We start from the raw sequence: 20,978 nt of genomic DNA on the forward strand, positions 1-20,978 counted from the left end.
TCCGTTTTTTTCCCCGCCGTGGCCCCCCCTTTCTGCGGTTTCGATGTGGGGCGGCTGGCCCTTATTCTCGCAGTTTTTCGGCCACGCCCGGGTCCTCGAAGGTGATCTGGGAGGGACCGTTGGTCAGGCGTTGATCAGGCCGCCCCCGTCGGCGTGGATGTTCTGCCCCGTGATCCAGCGGCTGTCGTCCGACGCGAGGAACACGGCAACCGGAGCGACGTCCTCGTAGGGATCACCGACCCGCCCGAACGGGTTGTTCACGAAGCTCTTCTCGATGTGTTCGCGCGTCGCGGGTTCCATCCAGTCGATCCCGCCGGAGATGTTGTCGGTCATGCCGTTCGGGCACAGCGTGTTGACGCGGATGTTGTACTTTCCCCACTCTCTGGCCACGACGCGCGACAACCCCCGGACGGCCTCCTTCGACGCCGCGTAGGGGGCGTAGAGCGCGTCGCCCATCACGGCGGCCTCCGAGGCGAAGTTGATGACGGACGTGCCGGGGCCCGACCGGTCGCGCATGAACGGGAAGCACAACTTCATGAGGTGCCAGTACGCGTAGACGGAGCTGCGCATCTCGAGGTCGAGATCCTCGATGGACTTTTCGAGGAACGGGGCGGGGACGGTGATCGTGTGCGCGTTGTTGACGAGCACGTCGATCGTGCCGAACCGCTCGGCGGCCGCGGCCACGAACGCGGACAGCGCGTCGTAGTCCATGATGTCGACCGGCATGGCCAGTACCTCGGCACCGTGCTCCTCGCAGATCTTCGCGGTTTCCGAGAGCTTGCTCTCGGTCCTGGCACAGATCGCGAGCTTGGCGCCCTCGGCCGCCATCCTGATCGCCTGCTGCTTGCCCAGGCCCGAGGAGGCACCGGTGAGCAGTACGACTTTTCCGTCCAGCTTTCCCATGATCTTCTTTCTGTTGTCCGGTTCTTGTTGTCCGGAGAGGGTGATGGCGGCGGCCCCTCGGTTCCGGGCAGCCGCCGGGAGTGGTTCAGGTGCGCATCGTGGTACCGCCGTCGACGCAGAGGATCTGCCCGGTGGTCCACCCGGCGAGGTCGGAGAGCAGGAAGGCCACGGTGGCGCCGACGTCCTCCGGTCGGCCGTGGCGCGACGCCGGTGTGGCCGCGAGGATCGTGTCGCGGAACCCTTCGGGCAGGTTGAGCTCGGTCTGCCGGGTCATGACCAGGCCGGGGGCGACGCCGTTGCACCGGACGCCGTCCTTGCCGTGACGACGGGCGACGTGGCGGGTGAGCGCCCCGACTCCGGCCTTGGTCGCCGAGTAGGCGACCTTGTCGGGCATGCCGGCGTAGACCGCGCCGGACAGGGTGTTGACCACGGATCCGCCGCCGGCGGCGATCAGGTGGGGCAGCGCGTGCTTGAGCGTGAGCAGGTAGCCGGTGAGGTTAACGTCCAAGGCGCGCTGCCACGCGGCCAGGTCGATGCCGACGGCATCGGTGTCCCGGGCGACCGAGTCGGGGTGGATGTCGGCGGCGACGTTGAACAGGCCGTCGATGCGGCCGTACGTGCTGATCGCCAGGTCGATCTGCCGCTTGACCTGCTTCTCGTCGGCGATGTCGGTCACGGTGGCGATGCCGTCACCGCCGGCGTCCCTGGCGGCCCGGACGGCGGCCTCGGCCGACGTGTCGACGACGTCGCCGACAACGATCCGAGCACCGCCGGCACCGAGCAGCTTCGCGGTGGCGTTGGCGATTCCGCCGGCGCCGGCGAAGACGATGACCTTGTCCTGCAGGCCTTCCATGAGTGGCTCTCCTTTCGTGGCGGGTGGGTCGGCGCGGGGTCAGGTGATCTTCACGACGGGTCCTGCGGTGATGCCGTTCTCGTTGAACGAGTCGACGGCGGCCCAGTAGTCGGACCCCGCGTTCAGGGTCCGGAGATCGAGGTCGTTCTGGTCGTACAGCAACCAGCTGTGGTAGAGCTTGTCCGGCGCGATGCCGTAGCGGACGTTGTAGCCGTGGGCCCTCTCGCAGGGGTCCCACTCGATCCGTGCCGTGCGGTCGTCGACGCGTCTCGCCCGCGCGCTGGCGGTCGCGGGTGCCGCTCCGTCACCCGTGCCGAAGACCCGGAGCCCGCTGATCGAGATGGGGCCGTCGAAGGGCGTTCGGCCCGCCGTCACGCGGACGAACCGGGCTCGCCGTGCGGGCTCCAGCACCACGAACGCGTGCGGAGCGTCCTGGCCCGAACCCCGGTTGTCCGAGACCGTGTGCCACTGCTCGCCGTCCGAGGAGACCTCGATGAGCACCTCGGTCGGGTGGGAGTCGGGGTAGATCGCCCGCCAGGCACCGGCGGCCTCCGCACCGTCGCTCCTCTCCGGCGCGTGTGCGGCCAGGTCGTGGTCGGCGAGGTTGAGCTGGACAGCCGTGACGGTGCGCTCCTCGCCGAGGTCGGTCCGGAGCCATTCACCGGGCCGAGCCGTCCCTGCGGTCCACCAGGTACGGATGTCCTCGTTGACCGCGAGCGCGGGCTCGTGTCCTTCGGCGGAGGAGGAGGCGGTCGTCTCGGTGCGGAAGGACTGCAGCATCCAGCCGGCGAAGGTCCCGGTCCATGGATCGACCCGACGGTCCGGCACGATCGTCGGGTAGTCCCCGAAGTTCTGGTTGCAGAAGAGGACTCCGTCGGCGTCGAACCCGGCGGGGAACAACCCGACGCGCCGTTCGAATTCGTGGTGGACCGAGACGCGCATGGTCGAGGCGTGCCACCAGTTGCCGTGCTCGTCCTGGAAGGTGCTGCCGTGGCCGGCGCCGGTGGCGAAGCCGCCGGGCTTCGAGGAGAACGGACTGTTCGGCGCGTACTCGAACGGCCCGAGCGGCGAGGGGGCGGTGTAGTAGCCGTCCGCGTAGGTGTTCCATTCCGTGCCCGGTGCGGCGTACTGCAGGTAGTAGGTGTCGCCGTGCCGGGTCATCCAGGCGCCTTCGACGAAGGGGTCGTCGCCGAGGTAGTCGGCGATGATCTTCGCCAGTTCCGTGGTGGGTTCGGTCTTGACGTGGTTCTCGCCGACCTGTTCCCAGCCGTGGCGTTCGGGGTCGCCGCCGAAGAGGGGGACGGGTTCGCCGATGCGGTCCATGGTGTCCGGGTCGACCCGGACACCGGTGACGGGTTCCTTGTTCGAGCAGCCCCAGTAGAAGTAGACGGCGCCGTCGTCGTCCTGGAACAGGTGCGGGTCCCAGAAGGGGAAGCCCGGGTTCACCAGGGTGAAGTCGTCGGCCAGGGGATCTTCGCTGCGGAAGAACGGGCTGTCGGTCTGCCGGGACGCCGAGACGTAGAGCGCGCCGTTGATCTCACGGACGTCGGGGGCGTAGTCGAGCGCCGGCAGCTTCTTGCTCCCCCGGTACTCCCAGGTGAGCAGATCCGTCGAGTGCCAGAAGCCGGCGGCCATCGACACGAAGAGATAGAACCGGTCCCGGTAGCGGACCACCGACGGATCGGCTCCCTCCCGGTGCACGGTGCGGCCCCCGGTCCTGGGGCGCAGGTCCTGGTAGCGGTAGGAGAGGTTCATCGGGTTGCAGATGACCGCTGCCTCGCGGGGTTGGGACGTCATGAGTGCGTGCCTTCTTGTTCGTCGTCGGAAGCGGGGGAAGCGCCCAGGAGCGACAGGAGCCAGTCGCCGTCGATGGCGCCGCCGGTCAGGTTGAGGATCTGGGTCATCGGCATCGACGCCACCGTGCGCATCTCGTCGCTGTCGTCGCCGGGTGGGGACCCGCCCTGCGCCATGAGCGGGCCCATGCGGGCCCGGAGCGGCGGTCCCGCCACGGGGTGCGCGAGCCACTCGCCGACGTTCGCCTGCAGCGACAGCGGCGGTTCGACGCCGTCACCTTCGAGATGGACGGCCTGCTCGTGGAGCACGGTGGCGGCGTTCTCACCGACCTGGACGGCGTAGGTTCCCTCCGGAACGACCCACCGGGCGAGGGGGACGTCCCAGTACGCGAACGCCCGCCGGTCCAGTTCGAGCCGGACCCGGGCCGCCTGTCCGGGGTCGATGTGCACCTTGGTGAAGGCCGCGAGCGTGCGCTCCGGGCGCCGGACGGGGCCGGCCTGGGTGGAGACGTACACCTGCACCACGTACTTGCCGGCGCGGCTTCCGGTGTTCGTCACCGTGACGTCCACCGAGGCTCCGGCGGGGCCGTCGACCTGGACCCGCAGATCGGACACGTCGTATTCGGTGTAGCCGAGGCCGTGGCCGAAGGGGTAGCGGACGGGGGCGCCGACCGTCCCGTAGTGCCGGTAACCGACCATGACGCCTTCGGAGTAGCGGACGTGGCCCTGTTCTCCGGGGAAGGACAGATAGGTGGGGTTGTCCTGCAGGCGGTAGGGGATGGTCTCCGCGAGTCTCCCCGAGGGATCGGCCTCCCCGAAGAGAAGGTCTGCGATCGCCGCACCACCGCCCTGGCCGAGGAGGAAGCCCTCCAGGATCGCGTCGACGTCGTCGTGCCATCCCTCCAGTGAGACCACGCCGCCGTTGGCCAGCACGACCACGGTCCGGGCGGCGACCGCCGCGACCTCCCTGATCAGCCGTACCTGCGACGGCGGCAGTTCGATGCGTTCCCGGTCGAAGCCCTCGGACTCCTCGGCCTCGGGGTTGCCCGCGAAGACGACGGCCACCTCGGCCTCGCCGGCGGCACGCACCGCCTCTTCGCGCAGCGCCGCGCCCTCCTCGTCCCGGGAGTCGAATCCGCGCGAGTACGTGACGCGGGCTCCTCGCGTGGCGGCGTGCGCTTCGATGAACTCCAGCGGGACGTCCACGCGCGTGGCGTTCACGTGGGAGCTGCCTCCGCCCTGGTAGCGCGGTGCGGTCGCGAACTCCCCGACCACCAGCACGGATGCCGGCCGGTCGAGCGGTAGTGCGCCGTGTTCGTTCTTGAGCAGGACGGCGCATTCGGCCGCGAGCTCGCGGGCCAGTGCGTGGTGTGCGTCCAGGTCCGGAGCGGCGGCCCCGTCCCGGGCCCCGTCGGCGAGGGCGAGCACTCGCTCCACCGCCCGGTCCACCGCCGACTCCTCGACACGACCGGCCGTGACGGCATCGATGAGCGCCTGCGTCGCGTACTGCCCCGGTCCGGGCATCGCCAGGTCCAGGCCTGCGTTCAGCGCGGTGGGGCGGGCGCGCACGGCGCCCCAGTCGGAGACCACCGCGCCCGTGTACCCCCATTCGCCGCGCAGCACATCCGTGAGCAGCCGGCGGTTCTCCGACGCGGGGACCCCGTTGACCCGGTTGTAGGCGCACATGACCGTGGCCGGTCCGGCCTCGGTGACGACGCGTTCGAAGGCCGGCAGGTGGATCTCGCGAAGCGTGCGTTCGTCGACGTCCGCACTGATCACCATGCGGTCTGTCTCCTGGTCGTTGGCCGCGAAGTGCTTCACCGAGGCCCCGACCCCGCCGGCTTGCAGCGCCTTCACGTACGCCGTGGCCAACCTTCCGGTCAACAGGGGGTCCTCCGAGTAGTACTCGAAGTTGCGTCCGCCCAGGGGTGAGCGCTTGATGTTCACACCGGGGCCGAGCAGGATGTCGACTCCCAGGGCCCGTGCCTCCTTCGCGAGGGCCGCACCGATCTTCGCGGCCACGTCCTCGTCCCAGCTTGAGCCGACCGCGACCGCGGGCGGGAAGCACGTCGCCGGTTCGCTGTGTTCCAGGCCGAGGTGGTCGGCGCCGTGCTTTTGGCGCCGGACCCCGTGCGGTCCGTCGGAGAGCACGATCGCGTCGATGCCCGCCTCGGGGACGGCCGTGGTGGACCAGAAACCTCCGCCGGTCAGCAACGATGCCTTCTGTTGGAGGGACAGGGTGTTCAGGTCGGCTTTCACGATGGGTTTCCTTCTGTGCCGGACGGTGCGCGCGGGTCAGCGGACGGATCTGACCCGCAGGACGACGAGGCCACCCAGCAGGGTGAAGCAGGCGGCGACGATGTAGAGCAGCATGTAGTTCTTGTCGCCTCCCTCGGTGACGCCGATGGTGAGGAAGGCGGGCGCCACGACGGGAGCGAGCGACTGCGCGATGGAGTTCGCGAGTCCGGTGATGCCGACGAACCGGCCGGCGTCGGTGTCCTTCTCCGGCATCACGTCCAGCATCAGCGCGTGGTCGACGGCGGAGAAGATCCCGAGGCCGAAGTTCGTGATGACCAACCCGGTGAGCAGGACCGGAAGACCCGTGGAGAAGGCCATGGTCAGGGCACCGGCCGCGAATATCAGCCCCGAACCGAGGACGAACGGCTTGCGCTGGAGCAGTTTGTCGGAGAGGAACCCGCTACCGAGGGCGCCGATCATGACCGCGATGACGCCCATCAGGCCGGCGAGCGCGATGGTCGCCCCGATCTCGGTCACGTCCAGACGCAGCCGCTGCGCGAGCAGGAAGGCGGTGAAGGTGGAGCTGAGGGTCAGGCCGAAGTAGAACAGGAATCGGGCGAGCCAGTTCCAGGAGAAGTCGGGATACTGACGGGGGTTGAACGCGAACTTCGACAGCAGGAGCCTGAAGTTCAGCGCCTGCTCGAACGTGCGCCCTCGGCTGTCCTCCTCCGGCACGATGACGCAGAACAGCAGCACCAGGAGTACGCCGATGGTCGCCGGGACCATGAACAGCAGGACGGAGTTCGTGGCGAGGGCTCCGCCCAGGACCGAGCCGGCGACCGGGGCCGCCATGGTGACGAAGCCGACGAGACCGCTGACCCTGCCTCGCTGTGACTCGGGCAGGCGGTCGGCCTGCGAGTTCGTGATGTTGCCGATGACCGTGTTCCAGCCCAGCGTCGCGATGATCCACCCCACTCCGACCACGAGGACGTCGGGCGCGACGGCGATGACGAACAGCCCCGTCGAGCCGAGGACGGAGCCGGCGATGAGCCAGGGGCGTCGGCGACCGAGACGGGTGCGGGTGCGGTCGCTGAGGATTCCGACGACCGGGCTCGAGACGAGGGAGATCGCGGCTGCCGTCCCGATCACGTACCCGAGGTACTCCTCGTTGGCCGGTGCGAGTTCCTTGACCCGGATGGCCAGCGAGATCGCGATGGGCGTGACCAACGCGACGTACGTGCCGAACAGTGCGGTCAGAAGGAACCAGATGTAGCGGGGGCCCACTTCGGGCCGGTCGTCACCGGGTGTGCCGGCGGCGATCGGTTCGGGTCCGGTGTCGGGTAGCGGGGGGTTTTCGGCCTTGCTCATGAGGACCTCCTTCGTCCCAGGGAACTGTGCGGTCGTTCCGTCCGGGGTCAGGGAACGAGCACGTCGTGTTCGACGGCTTCCACGGCGCCCGCGCGCAGGGCGAGCCGGGCCGTGTCGCAGCCGTCGGCGTGGACGGTGACGGTGATGTCGCCGGCCCCGGTGGGGCGGATCACGGCCAGGGCGCGGCCGTCGAAGGTCCGCCTGCACGGCCCGGAAAAGGTCTCCTCCGTCGCCGGATCGGCGCTGCCGAGCGCCTGTAGGACCGCGGGACCCTCCACGGCGACGGTCACCGGGCGGTCCCGACCCGGGTGCACGTTGCCCGCGCCGTCGGTGAGGACGATGTCGACGAACGCGAGGTCGCCGCTGTCGGCACGCAGGGCGGAACGGTCCGCCCTGACGTCGAGGGCGAGGGCCTCCCCCGCGGTGACCAGCCTGCCGCGTCCCTGTTCGCGCCCACCCGTGTGGGCGACCGCGACCAGTTCTCCCGGCGTGTAGGACAACTCGAAGTCGGCGCGGAACCCGTGGTCGGGCCCGGCGGGCAGCCGGCCGACCGTCGTCCCGTCGAGGAGCAGTTCGACCTCGTCGGCGTCGCTGTACACCTCGACGTGGACCGGCTTCCCCTCGAAGCCCTCCCACGTCCAGGAGCCGATGGCGTCACTCCAGGACCACGGCGTCGCCAGGACCGTGCGCCCGTGGTGCAGGGGGCGCCGCACGGCGATGTAGGGCGTCGACCGGAGACCGAAGACGATCTCCCGGTAGTACGACACGGGACGACGCTGACCGGTGATGTCGATGTCGCCGCACCACGCCGTGAGCCATGGATAGGGCTGGGCGACCGACGCGGTCTGCGAACCCGGGCCGCCGTAACCGACGGAGCCCAGCCCCGCCTCCCCCAGGTAGTCCCAGCCCGTCCAGGTGAAGTCACCGATCACATGGTCGTTCGCCATGACGAGCGACCAGTTCTGCGCGGCACGGACGGGAAAGGTCTCCGTACCGACGATCACCCGGCCGGGGAACAGCTCCCGGTCGAGCTCGTAGCGGCCGTCGCCGTAGTTCAGGCCCGCCACGTCGAGGACCGAGAAGGACTCCTCGGTACGCCCGGTGACCTCGTCCGAGGCCGAGACCTGGTTCATCATCACCGCGGCCTGGGTCATCATGCCGTTGACCCCGCCGCCCGACGGCTCCGAGGAGGTCGTCTGCCGTGCGCCGGCCAGGACCGCGTCGAGGACCGACACGAACCCGTTGACGCCGTTGGTGATGAGGCGGGTGTCGTCGAGCGACCGGACCTTCTCGGCGAGCCTGCGGCTCCACACACCGCCGAACGGGGTGCCGGTCTCCGGAATCTCGTTCCCGATCGAGTAGAGGATCACGCTCGGGTGGTTGAAGTCCTTCGCCACGAGGGCCTCCACGTCCCGTTCCCACCACTCGCCGAAGTCACCGGCGTAGTCGAAGTCGGTCTTGCCGGAGGTCCAGACGTCGAAGGTTTCGTCCATGACCAGCATGCCGAGCCGGTCACACGCCCTGAGCAGCGCGGAACCGACCGGGTTGTGGGCGCTCCTGATCGCGTTGAAACCCGCCTGCTTCAGCAATTCGACCCGGCGTTCCTCGGCCCGTTCGATGGCCGCCGCGCCGAGAGGACCGTTGTCGTGGTGCAGGCACGCGCCACGGAGCTTGACCGTGCGGCCGTTGATCCGCAGACCCTTGCGTGGGTCGACCTGCACGCGGCGGATGCCGAACTCGGCCGCGTGCTCGTCGAAGACGCGGTCCCCGTCCCGGAGCAGGAGCCGGGCCCCGTACAGGGACGGGGTGTCCACGTTCCACAGCGCCGGGTCGGCGACGTACAGTCTGTGCCGGACGATCGCTCGCTCGCCGGGCAGCACGGTGACCGGAGAGCGGTCGCGTGCCACCTCCGCCAGGTCCTCGTCCTCCACCGCGGAGGCCAGCACGACGGTCGTGGTCACGGCTCCGGTGTTCACCACTTCGGCCACGATCTCCACGACCGCCTGGTCGGGCTCGATGTCGGGGGTGCTGATCCGTACACCGTCGACGGCGATGTGGACCGGTTCCTTGACGATCAGGCGAACGTCTCGGTAGATGCCCGCGCCCGTGTACCAGCGGCCGTCCAGGTGTGCCCGGCACTCGACACGGATCTCGTTGACCTCGCCGAAGCGGAGGAAGGGGTCGATCCGCACCGTGAAGCGGGAGTATCCGAAGGCGTGCTGTCCCGCCAGGGCGCCGTTGACGTAGACCATCGCGCCCCGGTAGACCCCGTCGAACTCCAGGAAGAAGCTCCGGCCCCGGTCGGACTCCTCGACCAGGAGGTCCCTCCGGTACTCGAACGCGCCGCCGGGAAAGTACCCGGCAGCGGCGCCACCGGGAGCGTCCGCCCGCCTCGGCGTGCCGATCAGCGCGTCGTGCGGGAGCGTCACCGTCGTCCAGTCCTCGCTCACGCCGCCGAGCTCCGCGAAGGCGCTGACCTTCGTGCGGTAGGCCCAGCCGTCGTTGAAGGCGGTGATCGTCATGGAGTACTCCCGGGACGGCGATGTGACGGAGGTAACGCGCGTCAACACCTAATCAGGCGTAGGTGACGCGCGTCAATAGTTGATTACGTGCAAGTTGACGCGCGTCAATAGTTGATTACATCCGAGGTAACGCGCGTCAACAGATGGTGACGACGAGTCGACACGCGACAGTCCGCGCTACAGTGGGCCGGCAGCAGGAGGCACGGAGGTCCGATGATCGCAACCAGTCAGGACGTCGCCGACCGGGTCGGCGTCTCACGGTCCACCGTCAGCCAGATCCTGAACGGTCGCGGAGAGCACTTCTCATCCGAGACCCGGGAGCGGGTGCACCGAGCGGTCGCCGAACTCGGCTACGAACCGTCCGCAGCCGGACGCACCCTGGCCAGGGGATCGAGCGACATCGTCATCGCGCTCATCCCCGACACCACTTTCGGGGGGAACCTCCAGGACATCTACGGCGCCCTCACCGACGAGTTGTCGCGGCGCGGGCTCATCCTGGTGCTGCGCCTGGCGACACACACCTCGACGGCCCTGGACCGACTCCTCATCGGCATGAAACCCCGGGCGGTCCTGTCGCTCACCCCGTTCTCCGACGAGGACAGACAACTCCTCGAACGCCGAGGCGTCACAGCGATCGATCCGGGGAAGACGTCGCGGCCGGACGCCAACGCCGAGATCGGCGCCCTCCAGGCTCGCCACCTGATCGACCGCGGCTACCGACGCCTCGTCTACGCCCACCTGCGCGACGCGCGCGCCGACCCCTTCGGCGGCCCCCGCGAACGCACGTTCGTCGCCGAATGCCGCGCCCGCGGCGTCGACGAACCCCGGGCCCTCGCGCTCGGGATCACCGCCGAGGACGCGTCCGCCGCACTGGACGAACTCGGCGAACCGGGCTTTGCCGTCGGCTGCTACAACGACGACGTCGCGACCGCCCTGCTCCACGCGGCGTCCCTGCGGAAATGGCGGGTGCCGCAGGACCTGGCACTGATAGGCATGGACCACACTCCGTTGTCCCGCCTCACCACCCCCCCGCTCACGACGATGGAGTACGACACCTCCGCGGTCACCGAGGAGACCATCCAAACGCTCCTCTTCCACCTGGACAAGACGGAGGTCGGACAGGACCGCACCGAGGTGCGTTTCCAACTGATCGAGGGCGGAACCACCTGAACACGCAGGCGGACCGGGACGGCACAGAACGACACGACGGATCGGCGTCCGTATCGCCCGTCGCGGCGTCGGGTCCCCACCGAGAGCCTCCGCCGGACAAGCTCTAACGCCGCGCGGCGACCCCACCGACGACGAGGTCGACGACCTGGGAAGCCAGCTCGTGCACGTCCTCCTCGGACTGTCCGTCGATCCTCCGGTACCAGGTGTCGACGGCGTTGAGGCTACTGAGCACCGTCCGGGCGGCGAGAACCGTGTCGACCCCTCGCAGGGATCCGTCCTCGACCCCCTTGGCAACGACGGTGTGGAACATCCGCTCGTAGTCGCGCCTGAGTTCGTTGAGCGCAAGCAGGGCGTCGCGCTGCCGGACCTTCAGGTCGGCAGACGCCTGTGCCCGTACTCCCTGGTGGACGACGTTGTGGTAGGCGACGTCCGTCATCAGGTTGGTCACGTGTGCGACGGACATCGCGACGAGCCGGTCGTGTCCGGTTCCGTCCCCGTGCGTGTGCGGTTCCACCCGATCGCGGACCCGTCGCATGCCCTCCTCGTACACCGCGAGGAAGACGTCGAACTTCGACCGGAAGTGCAGGTACAGGTAACCGTCCTCGTCGAGCTCACCGAGGTCGCCGAGTGACTCCCAACCGTCGAGAACCCTGGCGCTCGCACCGATGTAGCGGTAGGACGCGGGGTCTCCTGGTACGGGTCTCATGTAGACCTCCCCCCACACGGGGCGGCCCACCGAGCCCTCGTGGGAGAGCCACTCGCGGCCGTTGATCGTGCACCCGGCCTGTGCCTCCGTCCCCCCGTAGAGCTCCCAGACGGTCTCCGCCCCGAGCCACTCGATCCAGGCGTGCTTCAACCATGGCGGGCAGGGCTCGGCCACGTGCCAGACCGAACGCAGGGGGGACAGGTCGTATCGGTACGCCAACATGGCGCTGAGCCTGCTCACCGCTGTCGGCCTGGGCGTCGCCGCCACCTCCGGTCTTCCTGCCGTGCTGGCCGTATGGGGCGTGTGGGCGATCACCGCCGGAACCGTGCAGCTCATCGTCGCTGTCGTCCGCTACAGGCTCGGTGGCCAGTGGGCGATGATCCTCAGCGGCGGCATCTCCACCATCGCCGGCTCCGGGTTCCTCCTCCAGGGCAGCGCACCGGACGCCTCTCTGACGAACCTCGCCGGTTACGCCACCCTGGGCGGAGTGTTCTTCCTCGTCTCCGCGATTCGCCTGCACCGCGTCGCCAAGGGGGCGGCCTGACATGACGGGCACCACTTCGATGCCATCGTCATCGGCGCGGGCCCGGTAGGGACTGCCCGGGGCCGGGAGTCGCCGTCGCCGAGCCGGCCCGCCGAACCGCGAGTGCGTCCACCTCGAACAGCATCCCGGGCATCGCGAGCGAGGAGACCCCCAGCAGTGTCTGGGCCGGGGGGCTCCCCTTCCAGAGCGCGTTGACGTGTGTGCCCAGAACGGCCAGACGGTCGGCGTCGTGGTCGACGACGTAGGTGCCGAGCCGGATCACGTCCCGATGGTCCAGGCCGGCGGCGCGCAGCGCGGTGCCCAGGTGCTCGAAGGCCAGCTTCACCTGTGCGGGGAAGTCTGCGACCGCCACCCGTCCGAGGGGATCTGAGGCGTACTGGCCGGCTATGGCGACCAGGCCCGCGCCGGAGTCGACGACGTGCGTGTAGCCGAAGGGGCCTGGATCGTGCAGTTCTGCCGGGTTGATCGGGTTCATGATGATTCCTTTCGGTGGGGGCGGGGTCGGGCGCCCATGAGGACGGCCGCGGTGAGGGCGACGACGGCGGCACTGAACCACGGGGTCGCGGCCACGGTGAGCGAATCGGCCACCAGTCCGCCCAGGAGGGCGCCCAGGGCGATGGACAGGTTGAAGGCGCAGACGAACAGCGACGTCGCCGCTTCGGTTGCCTCCGGTGCCGTGCGCAGCATCCACGTCTGCAGACTGACGGACACACCCCCGTAGGCCAGGCCCCACAGCAGCAGCGCCGTGACGGCCACCGGGGAAACACCGCCGAGCAGGGCGAACACCGACAGCGCCAGGGTGAGGAGCGAGGTGATGGCGAAAAGCGTGCGTCGGACGTCGCGTCCTGAGGCGGCCAGGAAGTTCCCACCGATCCCGGCTGCCCCGTAGCCCAGGAGCAGCACCCCCGTGAGCGCGGCGTCGAAGCCCGCCACCTCGGTGAGCAGGGGACGGACGAAGGTGTAGGAGGTGAACTGACCGGTCACCAGGAAGACGGTCAACAGCACTCCCGCGCGCACGCCTCCGTGGCGGCGCAGCAAGGTGGACAGGTCGGTGAAGCGGATCGCGGCCCGGGCGGGCAGCGGTGGCAGCAGGATCAGGAGCAGCGTGAACGACACCAGGCCCAGGCCCGCGACGGCGAGGAAGGCCGACCGCCAGTCGAGGAGGTCGCCGAGGAGCGTGCCGAGGGGGACTCCGAGCACGGACGCCGTGGACACCCCGCCGAAGACGATCGCGGTGGCCCGGGGGACATGGCGTGCGGGAACGAGTCTTGGCGCCAGGCCTCCGGCGATGGCCCAGAACCCGCCGATGCCGACGCCCACCAGGACCCGCGCGGCCAGCACGACCGCGAACTCGTCGGCCCACGCGCATACGGCGTTGGCGACGGTCATCAGGGCGATGAGGCCGGTCAGTACGGCGCGCCGGTCCCACTGGCCGAGGACGACGGTGACCGCGGGTGCGGAGGCGGCGGCGACGAGGCCGGGCACGGTCACCATGAGCGCCGCGGTGCCGTCGGTGACCGACAGGTCGGCGCCGATCGGGGTGAGGAGTCCGGCGGGGAGCAGCTCCGTGGTCATGAGTGCGAAGATCCCGAGGGCGACGGTGGCCACGGCCGCCCACGCGGAGGGTTCGGCTCCGGGCGGGTGCTCCCGGTCAGGGATGGTCGGGTGTGTGGTCACGGCCCCGTCTTCCTCCTTTCCTCCGCATAAAACTGGATATTGAACATCGAGAATTATCTCCGTTGTGAGCCCCTCCGCGGAGGGGCTCGTGATCGTGTCGGTCAGTGAGCCGCGAACCAGCTCCGGATCCGCACGGGCACCTCGGGCGTCCCCCTCTCCACGGAAGCCTTCACCTCACCGAGGGTCTGCGCGCCGAGTTCGCGTCGCCAGGCGAGTTCGGCGCGGCGCATGGCGAGGTCGATCTGGCAGAGGTCGCCGGGCGCGCCCCGGGCGGCACCCGGCCCCCGCTGCCGGATCTCGGTGCAGCGAAAAGCCTCGTCCCGCCCCTCGATCGCCGACACCACGTCCATGAGCGTGATCTCGTCGAGGGCTCGGGCCAGCCGGAACCCTCCCCCCGGCCCCGGGGTGGAGTAGACGATCCCGGCCCGCGCGAGAGCCTGCAGCTGCTTGTTCATGTAGGCGGCGGGCAGTTGGTAGTACTCGGCCAGCCTCGTGCTGGTCACAGCCCGTTCAGGCCCGACCCAGGCGAGGTTGAGGCAGCTGTGGAGCGCCCACTCGACGCCTTCGCTCATCCGCATAATTCTGGATACTACTCATCCAGTATTAGGCTCGCAAGGCCAGGGGCGGGGTGGGCGACGGGCCCTCGTCGAACGGTGGTCTGCCCAGGTGGCCCGGCCTCCCTCGCAAGGCCTGCGGCCATCCGCCCCGGGAAGGGCGGGCTCCCCGGGCAGTGGCTCGTCAGGTACTTCATCCACGCCTGAGGGGATGATGACGAGACCATCCAGCGATGTCACCGCTCGGCGCAGGCCGACGACGCCCACCCGAAGACCCCGCCGCCGGGCTCCGGCCTCTTTCCCACAGGTGGGACAGGGCCCGCCACCTCCGACTCGGTGCCAAACATTTGCGCAACATGCGCCCGGCTACCGTCCAGCACATGCGAAGCCATTCCCTTCTCATCACTGTCCTGTTCGCCCTGATCACACCCCTGCTCACCGCCGTTCCGGCGCAGGCGATCGTGGGCGGCGAAGAGTCGACCCGGGCCTACTCGTTCATGGGTTCGTTCCAACCCTCCTATCCCGCACCACCGCGCGAGGACGGACACGGTTGCGGGGTCATGCTCCTGGCACCGCAATGGGTGCTGACCGCCAGCCACTGCGCAGGCAGGAACCCCACCGACGCGAAGGTGGGTGTCCCCCAGGGCTGGAAGGTGCGGATCGGATCACTGGACACCGCGTCCGGAGGCGAGATCGCCGAAGTCGATCACTACTACAGGCTCGCGACCAGCAGTGACGAGGGCGGCTTCTGGGGCAGGGACCTCGCGTTGATGCACCTGCGGACTCCGGTCGAGGCCGAACCCGTGCGGATCGCCCGGAACAAACCGGCGGAGGGCAGCCCGGCCCGGATCATGGGCTGGGGTATGACCTGCGACGACAGTGACGATCCGGGGTGCTTCCCCACACGGTTGCGTGAGGCCGATACCGCGGTTCAGCCGCTCTCGGCGTGTCCGCCCGCGGAACCCAGCGGAGAACTGTGCGTCGGCAGTCCTGACGGCAGTATCAGCGCCGGCAACATGGACTCGGGCGGGCCCGCGTTGGTCCGGGAGAACGGTGAGTGGGTCGTGGCCGGTGTGGTCAGCGGCCCGGCCGGGGACAACGCACCGACCCTGTTCACCGACGTCGCCCCGCACGCCGAGTGGATCAACGGCATCATGGACGGCACCGATGTGCCTCCCGACGACGAGGTTCCGAACGTGGAGGGCGCGGTGTCCCTGGACACCTGTACGGGGTCGGTGGTGCGCGCCCCGTCCGCCCGTGCGGAGGAGCCCGCGCTCATGCTGACCAACGGTCACTGCGTGCAGGAGGAGCGGCCCGGCCCGGGGAGCGCGCTGATCGACCGGGAAGCGGATCGTGACGTACCCATCGCAGGCCCCCACGGATATCCCCAGGTCATCGCCCACGCCGATCGCCTGGTATACGCGACCATGACCGGCACGGACATCGCGCTCTACCGTCTGGACAAGACCTACGGGCAGCTGGAGTCCGAGGGGGCCAAGGTCTTCGAGCTCGCCTCCGCCCCCGTGCGCGCGGGCGAACCGATGGGCATGGTCGTTCCCCACACCCGTCTGGAGTGCTCCGCCGAGGCCGTGGTCCCGCACCTGCGTGAGGGCGGTTACCAGCAGGAGGGCTCGATCCGCTACGCCTCGGACGACGGTTGCCACGTCTGGCCGGGTATGTCCGGGGCGGCGCTGGTGGCTCCGGACGGTTCCACGGTGGTGGGGATTCACAACACCCACAACCGGGACGGCGAGCAGTGTACCGACAACAACCCCTGTGAGGTGGACGGGAACGGGAACGTCACCGCCGTGCAGGGTCGTGCCTACGGCCAGCAGGTCCACCTGATCGCGGATTGTCTGACCACGGGGTCGGAACTGGACCTGTCGCGCCCAGACTGCGCCCTCACCGGCGCCGCGCGTCCCTGACCATCCCCTTCGGGCCGCGTACACCTGTCGGTCCACGCTCACACCCGGACTCGCTGGTGGACCCTCGGGGGATTCCCTCCGGCCGGGGTCCACCAGTGACCGGTGAGGGGGCCCGCCAGGTCGAATCACCGGTCGTGGGCGGCCCAGTACCGCTCCAGCTCCGTCCCGAGCTGATCGGCGACCTGCATGGGCAGGGAGTGGGTGGTTCCGGGCCAGACGGTGACGGGGTCCTTGCCCAGGGCCCCGGCCCGGTCCGCGGCCTCCTGACCGCCCGAGAGGGACTTGTCGTCGGCGAGGTCGACCCGCACCGGCATCGACAGCGACCTCCACTCCTCGTCGGTGAAAGTCCGCGGCACCAGGGTCACGGCGGTGTAGTGCTGGGACCCCTTGTCGATCATCACCGACATCGGTGTGCGCTCCTGGACCTCCTCGACCGAGACGCCTCCGATCTCCGCCAGGGCGCGGTCCTTCCACGACTGGGGTCCCGGCAGGACGAGCAGTGTCGACCACAGGTACGTCGAGGCCGGCAGCCCCTGGAGCACCATCACCGGTTCGAGCAGGGTCAGGGAGGCCACGCGGTCGGGGTGCCGGAGCGAGTGGGTGGCCGCCAGGGCCCCACCGAAGGAGTGCCCCACCATGTGGGCGCGCGCGAGGTCGAGACCCGCGAGCACCTGCTCGACCCATGCGGCCTGGTCGTCGAACGAGGCGAAGGGCACCGACTGGGTCGACAGCCCGGCGTCGCCGATCGCGTCCATGGCGTAGACGGTGCGCCCGCCGATCCAGTGCGTGAGGTTGTCGCCCCACATCGGTGCGCCGGAGCGGGTTCCGGGCAGCAGCACGACCGGCAGGGCCCCGCCTGCCACGTCTGCGGGCGCCGCCCACTCGTAGACCCGCACGGAGCCGTACTCGGTGGCGACGTCGTGGGTGCGGGTCGGTGCGGGCAGCGTGGCCATCACGTCGTCGTAGGCGGCGCGGTAGGAGTCGAGCCCCTCCTCGCTGCGCCAGTGCCCCACCCGCGGTGCGGGCGCGACGACCGAGACCGCCTTGTCCAGCACCAGCCACACCACCACCAGCGCCCCCAGGACCTGCAGCACGCGGCGGCGCCGGGTCCGGCGCTTGGTCTCTTCACTCATGGGCTCCCCCGGAAATACAGTCGTATTGAACCGTGCCACGAGTGTACACGCCGTTCAATACATGTGTATTGCCCTTGGTTATGATGACGGCATGAACAGCTCCGAACCCGACGAACGCCGGACCGCCATCATCCACGCGGTGTGGCAGGTGATCGCCGAGAGCGGCATGGGCGCGGTGTCCATCCGCAACGTGGCCACGGCCGCCGGGGCCTCGGTGGGGCGGATCCAGTACTGGTTCCCGAGCAAGGACGAACTCCTGCGGGCCAGCCTGGAGGCGATGCTGTCGAGCGCCTCACAACTGCACGGCGCCGCCACTCAGGGCGCCGACGACCGTGAGGTGCTGTGGCAGCTGATCGGGCACCCCGTTCCCAGGGCGGAGTCCGACCGGGTCGGTGTGTCCGTGTTCCACCAGTACGTCGCGGCCGGTTTCCACCACCCGGTCCTGGCCCGCATGCTGGCCCGGGCCAAGGACGGCGAGGAGAGCGAGGCCGCCCGGCTGCTCGGCAGGATCGCGCCCGGCCTCAGTGATCCCCGCGCGGCGGCGCGGTCACTGATGGCCACCGCCGACGGCCTGTCCATGCGGGTCCTGATCGGCGGCCTCTCCGCCGTGGAGGCCGAGCGGTCCCTGCGAGCCGAGGTGGACCGGGTCCTGGCCTGAAAGGCCGGGCGTCCCTGCCCGGCACACCGCCGCCACGTGTATCGGTTGCGCGAGCAGGGCCAGGGGGTGAGGCGGCGCCCCGTGGGGCGCCCCACCGCGACCGCCGGGTCCGGGGTCAGGCGCCGACGTAGTCCGCGAGGTGCTCACCGGTGAGGGTGGTCCGGGCGGTGACGAGGTCGGCGGGCGTGCCCTCGAAGACGACCAGGCCCCCGTCGTGCCCGGCACCGGGCCCGAGGTCGATGATCCAGTCGGCGTGCGCCATGACCGCCTGGTGGTGCTCGACGACGATGACCGTCTTCCCGGAGTCGACGAGCCGGTCGAGCAGAGCGAGCAGGTGCTCGACGTCGGCGAGGTGGAGGCCGGCGGTCGGCTCGTCGAGGAGGTAGACACCGCCCTTGTCGCCCATGCGGGTGGCCAGCTTGAGCCGCTGGCGCTCGCCGCCGGACAGGGTGGTGAGCGGCTGGCCGAGGCTGAGGTAGCCGAGCCCCACGTCGACGAGGCGGCGCAGCACCGCGTGGGCGGCGGGCGTGCGGGCGTCTCCGCCGCCGAAGAACTCCTCGGCCCCGGCCACCGACATCGCCAGGACCTCGCTGATGTCGCGCCCGCCGAGGCGGTGCTCCAGTACCGACGCCTGGAACCGCCTGCCCTCGCACTCCTCGCAGGGGATGGCGACGCCGGCCATCATCGCCAGGTCGGTGTAGACGACGCCCGCGCCCTTGCAGGTGGGGCAGGCCCCCTCGGAGTTGGCGCTGAACAGCGCCGCCTTGACGCCGTTGGCCTTGGCGAACGCCTTGCGGATCGGGTCGAGCAGCCCGGTGTACGTCGCCGGGTTGCTCCGTCGCGAGCCGCGGATCGCGCCCTGGCCGACCGCCACCACGCCCTCACCCGCGCGGATCGACCCGTGCACGAGGGAGCTCTTGCCGGAACCCGCGACACCGGTGACGACGGTGAGCACCCCGAGCGGGATGTCGACGTCCACGTCGCGCAGGTTGTTCGCGTTCGCGCCGCGGATCTCCAGCGCGCCGGAGGGCCGGCGCACCGTCTTCTTGAGGGAGGCCCGGTCGTCGAGGTGGTGGCCGGTGAGGGTGTCGCCGGACCGCAGGCCCTCGACGGTGCCCTCGAAGCACACGGTGCCGCCCGCCGTCCCGGCACCGGGGCCGAGGTCGACGACGTGGTCGGCGATCGCGATCGTCTCCGGTTTGTGCTCGACGACGAGGACGGTGTTGCCCTTGTCCCGCAGCCGCAGCAGGAGGCCGTTCATCCGCTGGATGTCGTGGGGGTGCAGGCCGACCGTGGGCTCGTCGAAGACGTAGGTGGTGTCGGTGAGCGAGGAGCCGAGGTGGCGGATCATCTTGACGCGCTGCGCCTCACCTCCCGACAGCGTGCCCGAGGGGCGGTCGAGCGAGAGGTAGCCCAACCCGATCTCCACGAACGAGTCGAGGGTCCTGCCCAGCGAGGTGAGCAGGGGCGCCGCGGACGGTTCGTCCAGTCCGCGGACCCACGCGGCGAGGTCGCTGATCTGCATCGCGCACGCGTCGGCGATGCTGGTTCCGCTGATCTTCGACGAGCGCGCCGCCTCACCCAGCCGGGTGCCGTCGCACGCGGGGCAGGCGGTGAACGTCACCGCCCGTTCCACGAAGGCGCGGATGTGCGGCTGGAGCGCCTCGACGTCCTTGGACAGGAACGATTTCTGGACCTTGGGGATCAGCCCCTCATAGGTGAGGTTCACCCCCTCGACCTTCACCTTGACCGGTTCCCGGTAGAGGAAGTCCCGCATCTCCCGCTCGGTGAACTCGCGGATCGGTTTGGCCGGGTCCAGGAAGCCCGACTCGGCGTAGGTCCGTACCGTCCACCAGCTGTCCGACTTCCAGCCGGGGATGGTGAACGCGCCCTCCCCGATCGACTTGGAGTCGTCGTAGAGCTGGGTGAGGTCGATGTCGGAGACCGTGCCCCGGCCCTCGCAGCGCGGACACATGCCGCCGGTGATGCTGAAGTCGCGGCGCTCCCTCACCTTCTTGCCGGCGCGTTCCAGGGTGACCGCTCCCGCTCCGCTGATCGAGGCGACGTTGAAGGAGAACGCCTGGGGCGAGCCGACGTGGGGCTGCCCGAGTCGGCTGAAGAGGATGCGCAGCATCGCGTTGGCGTCGGTGGCCGTGCCGACGGTGGAACGGGGGTCGGCGCCCAGCCTCTGCTGGTCGACGATGATCGCGGTCGTCAGTCCTTCGAGGACGTCGACCTCGGGCCGCGCCTGCGTCGGCATGAAGCCCTGGACGAAGGCGCTGTAGGTCTCGTTGATCATCCGCTGCGACTCGGCGGCGATCGTGCCGAACACCAGGGAGCTCTTGCCCGAGCCGGAGACCCCGGTGAACACCGTCAGCCGGCGTTTGGGGATCTCGACGCTCACGTCCCGGAGGTTGTTCACGCGCGCGCCCCGCACACGGATCAGGTCGTGGCCGTCGGCGGCATGCTGCGCGGACGACTCCGTGTGCGCCCTCGGGGCCATGCTCATCGTGTCTCCCTCTGTGGTTCGGGCCGCTTTCGCGGGCCCTGTCGGCGTCTCCTGGCACGGGCGGACCGGCGTCCCGCGTGCGTCGGGACAAGGGTGAGGGCGGACTGCGGCACGGCACCGTCCGTGTGGGTCGGGGCCGTACTCACCGGGCTTCTCGGCGCGGTTCCCGGAGGCTGGCCGGGGACGCGTCCGCGTCCTCGTGCGGAAGGACACCCGTGTGAAGGGTGGTGTCCATGGCGTTCACGCTAGCTCCGGGTGGGTGAACGGCGCTTCTCGATTCCTGACCGGTTCGGCCACCTCGTCTCTTCGGGGCGGGAGGGTGGGCTTCGGAGCGGGAGGGTGGGCCGCAGGAACAGCACCACGTCGGCGATCTCCTCCGGGGCGGCGACCCGGCCGACGGGCACCGACCTCAGGCTCTCGTCGAC

The 20,978-nt window shown here is 69.9% G+C and carries 17 protein-coding genes; 4 read left to right on the forward strand and 13 right to left on the reverse strand.

Annotated features, from left to right (window positions below; all coding sequences use genetic code 11):
• Nucleotides 1–123: 123 nt before the first annotated feature.
• The 6 genes from ACFWTE_RS05135 to ACFWTE_RS05160 all read right to left on the reverse strand — a co-directional run bounded on the left by ACFWTE_RS05135 (nt 124) and on the right by ACFWTE_RS05160 (nt 9,677).
• Nucleotides 124–903: an SDR family NAD(P)-dependent oxidoreductase gene (locus ACFWTE_RS05135; protein WP_378778047.1), complete on the reverse strand. Its 780-nt coding sequence runs from the start codon at nt 901–903 to the stop codon at nt 124–126.
• A gap of 85 nt (nt 904–988) precedes the next feature.
• Nucleotides 989–1,756, reverse strand: a complete 768-nt coding sequence (locus ACFWTE_RS05140; RefSeq protein ID WP_378778048.1) for an SDR family NAD(P)-dependent oxidoreductase — start codon at nt 1,754–1,756, stop codon at nt 989–991.
• 39 nt (nt 1,757–1,795) lie between these two features.
• The gene (locus tag ACFWTE_RS05145) at nt 1,796–3,553 is read right to left on the reverse strand and encodes a family 43 glycosylhydrolase (RefSeq protein ID WP_378778049.1); all 1,758 of its coding nucleotides are present in this window, start codon (nt 3,551–3,553) and stop codon (nt 1,796–1,798) included.
• The gene (locus tag ACFWTE_RS05150) at nt 3,550–5,808 is read right to left on the reverse strand and encodes a beta-glucosidase (RefSeq protein ID WP_378778050.1); all 2,259 of its coding nucleotides are present in this window, start codon (nt 5,806–5,808) and stop codon (nt 3,550–3,552) included. Before ACFWTE_RS05150 ends, ACFWTE_RS05145 begins: the two co-directional genes overlap by 4 nt.
• A gap of 36 nt (nt 5,809–5,844) precedes the next feature.
• Nucleotides 5,845–7,155: an MFS transporter gene (locus tag ACFWTE_RS05155; RefSeq protein ID WP_378778051.1), complete on the reverse strand. Its 1,311-nt coding sequence runs from the start codon at nt 7,153–7,155 to the stop codon at nt 5,845–5,847.
• Nucleotides 7,156–7,202: 47 nt separating this feature from the next.
• Complete coding sequence (locus ACFWTE_RS05160; protein WP_378778052.1) at nt 7,203–9,677, reverse strand: glycoside hydrolase family 2 TIM barrel-domain containing protein; 2,475 nt, start codon at nt 9,675–9,677, stop codon at nt 7,203–7,205.
• Nucleotides 9,678–9,890: 213 nt separating this feature from the next.
• Between ACFWTE_RS05160 and ACFWTE_RS05165 the strand changes: the two genes are divergently transcribed.
• Nucleotides 9,891–10,847: a LacI family DNA-binding transcriptional regulator gene (locus ACFWTE_RS05165; protein WP_378778053.1), complete on the forward strand. Its 957-nt coding sequence runs from the start codon at nt 9,891–9,893 to the stop codon at nt 10,845–10,847.
• A gap of 103 nt (nt 10,848–10,950) precedes the next feature.
• Here the strand turns inward: ACFWTE_RS05165 and ACFWTE_RS05170 are convergent, their stop codons facing one another.
• Entirely contained in the window at nt 10,951–11,889 is a 939-nt protein-coding gene (locus ACFWTE_RS05170) for an AMP-binding protein (RefSeq protein ID WP_378778054.1), read from the reverse strand.
• On the opposite strand from ACFWTE_RS05170, the gene ACFWTE_RS05175 reads away from it, so the two are divergent.
• Nucleotides 11,774–12,097 (forward strand): hypothetical protein, encoded by a 324-nt coding sequence (locus tag ACFWTE_RS05175; protein ID WP_378778065.1) that lies wholly within the window; start codon nt 11,774–11,776, stop codon nt 12,095–12,097. The two genes, ACFWTE_RS05170 and ACFWTE_RS05175, sit on opposite strands and share 116 nt — an antisense overlap.
• Before the next feature lie 28 nt (nt 12,098–12,125).
• Here ACFWTE_RS05175 and ACFWTE_RS05180 read toward each other — a convergent pair whose 3' ends face one another.
• From ACFWTE_RS05180 to ACFWTE_RS05190, 3 genes are all read right to left on the reverse strand, one after another.
• On the reverse strand, nt 12,126–12,572 hold the full coding sequence (locus ACFWTE_RS05180; protein WP_378778055.1) for a RidA family protein: 447 nt from the start codon (nt 12,570–12,572) through the stop codon (nt 12,126–12,128).
• On the reverse strand, nt 12,569–13,774 hold the full coding sequence (locus ACFWTE_RS05185; RefSeq protein ID WP_378778056.1) for an MFS transporter: 1,206 nt from the start codon (nt 13,772–13,774) through the stop codon (nt 12,569–12,571). The genes ACFWTE_RS05180 and ACFWTE_RS05185 overlap by 4 nt, the downstream gene beginning before the upstream one ends.
• Before the next feature lie 101 nt (nt 13,775–13,875).
• Nucleotides 13,876–14,346: an RrF2 family transcriptional regulator gene (locus tag ACFWTE_RS05190; protein ID WP_378778057.1), complete on the reverse strand. Its 471-nt coding sequence runs from the start codon at nt 14,344–14,346 to the stop codon at nt 13,876–13,878.
• A gap of 362 nt (nt 14,347–14,708) precedes the next feature.
• On the opposite strand from ACFWTE_RS05190, the gene ACFWTE_RS05195 reads away from it, so the two are divergent.
• Nucleotides 14,709–16,253 carry a trypsin-like serine protease gene (locus ACFWTE_RS05195; RefSeq protein WP_378778058.1) on the forward strand — a complete coding sequence of 515 codons (1,545 nt, stop codon included), beginning with the start codon at nt 14,709–14,711 and terminating at the stop codon, nt 16,251–16,253.
• A 125-nt stretch (nt 16,254–16,378) separates the two neighbouring features.
• Here the strand turns inward: ACFWTE_RS05195 and ACFWTE_RS05200 are convergent, their stop codons facing one another.
• A complete protein-coding gene (locus tag ACFWTE_RS05200) occupies nt 16,379–17,386 on the reverse strand; it encodes an alpha/beta fold hydrolase (RefSeq protein WP_378778059.1) in 1,008 nt (335 codons plus the stop codon).
• Between the two features lie 91 nt (nt 17,387–17,477).
• Here ACFWTE_RS05200 and ACFWTE_RS05205 point away from each other — a divergent pair, with 91 nt between their 5' ends.
• Nucleotides 17,478–18,044: a TetR/AcrR family transcriptional regulator gene (locus ACFWTE_RS05205; protein WP_378778060.1), complete on the forward strand. Its 567-nt coding sequence runs from the start codon at nt 17,478–17,480 to the stop codon at nt 18,042–18,044.
• A gap of 115 nt (nt 18,045–18,159) precedes the next feature.
• On the opposite strand, the gene ACFWTE_RS05210 is transcribed toward ACFWTE_RS05205, so the two are convergent.
• Nucleotides 18,160–20,553, reverse strand: coding sequence for an ATP-binding cassette domain-containing protein (locus tag ACFWTE_RS05210; protein WP_378778061.1), 2,394 nt, complete (start codon nt 20,551–20,553; stop codon nt 18,160–18,162).
• Nucleotides 20,554–20,798: 245 nt separating this feature from the next.
• A partial coding sequence (locus tag ACFWTE_RS05215) for a hypothetical protein (protein WP_378778062.1) occupies nt 20,799–20,978 on the reverse strand: 180 nt, incomplete at its 5' end.

The sequence above is a fragment of the Nocardiopsis sp. NPDC058631 genome, from assembly GCF_042716955.1.
Taxonomy (GTDB): Bacteria; Actinomycetota; Actinomycetes; order Streptosporangiales; family Streptosporangiaceae; genus Nocardiopsis.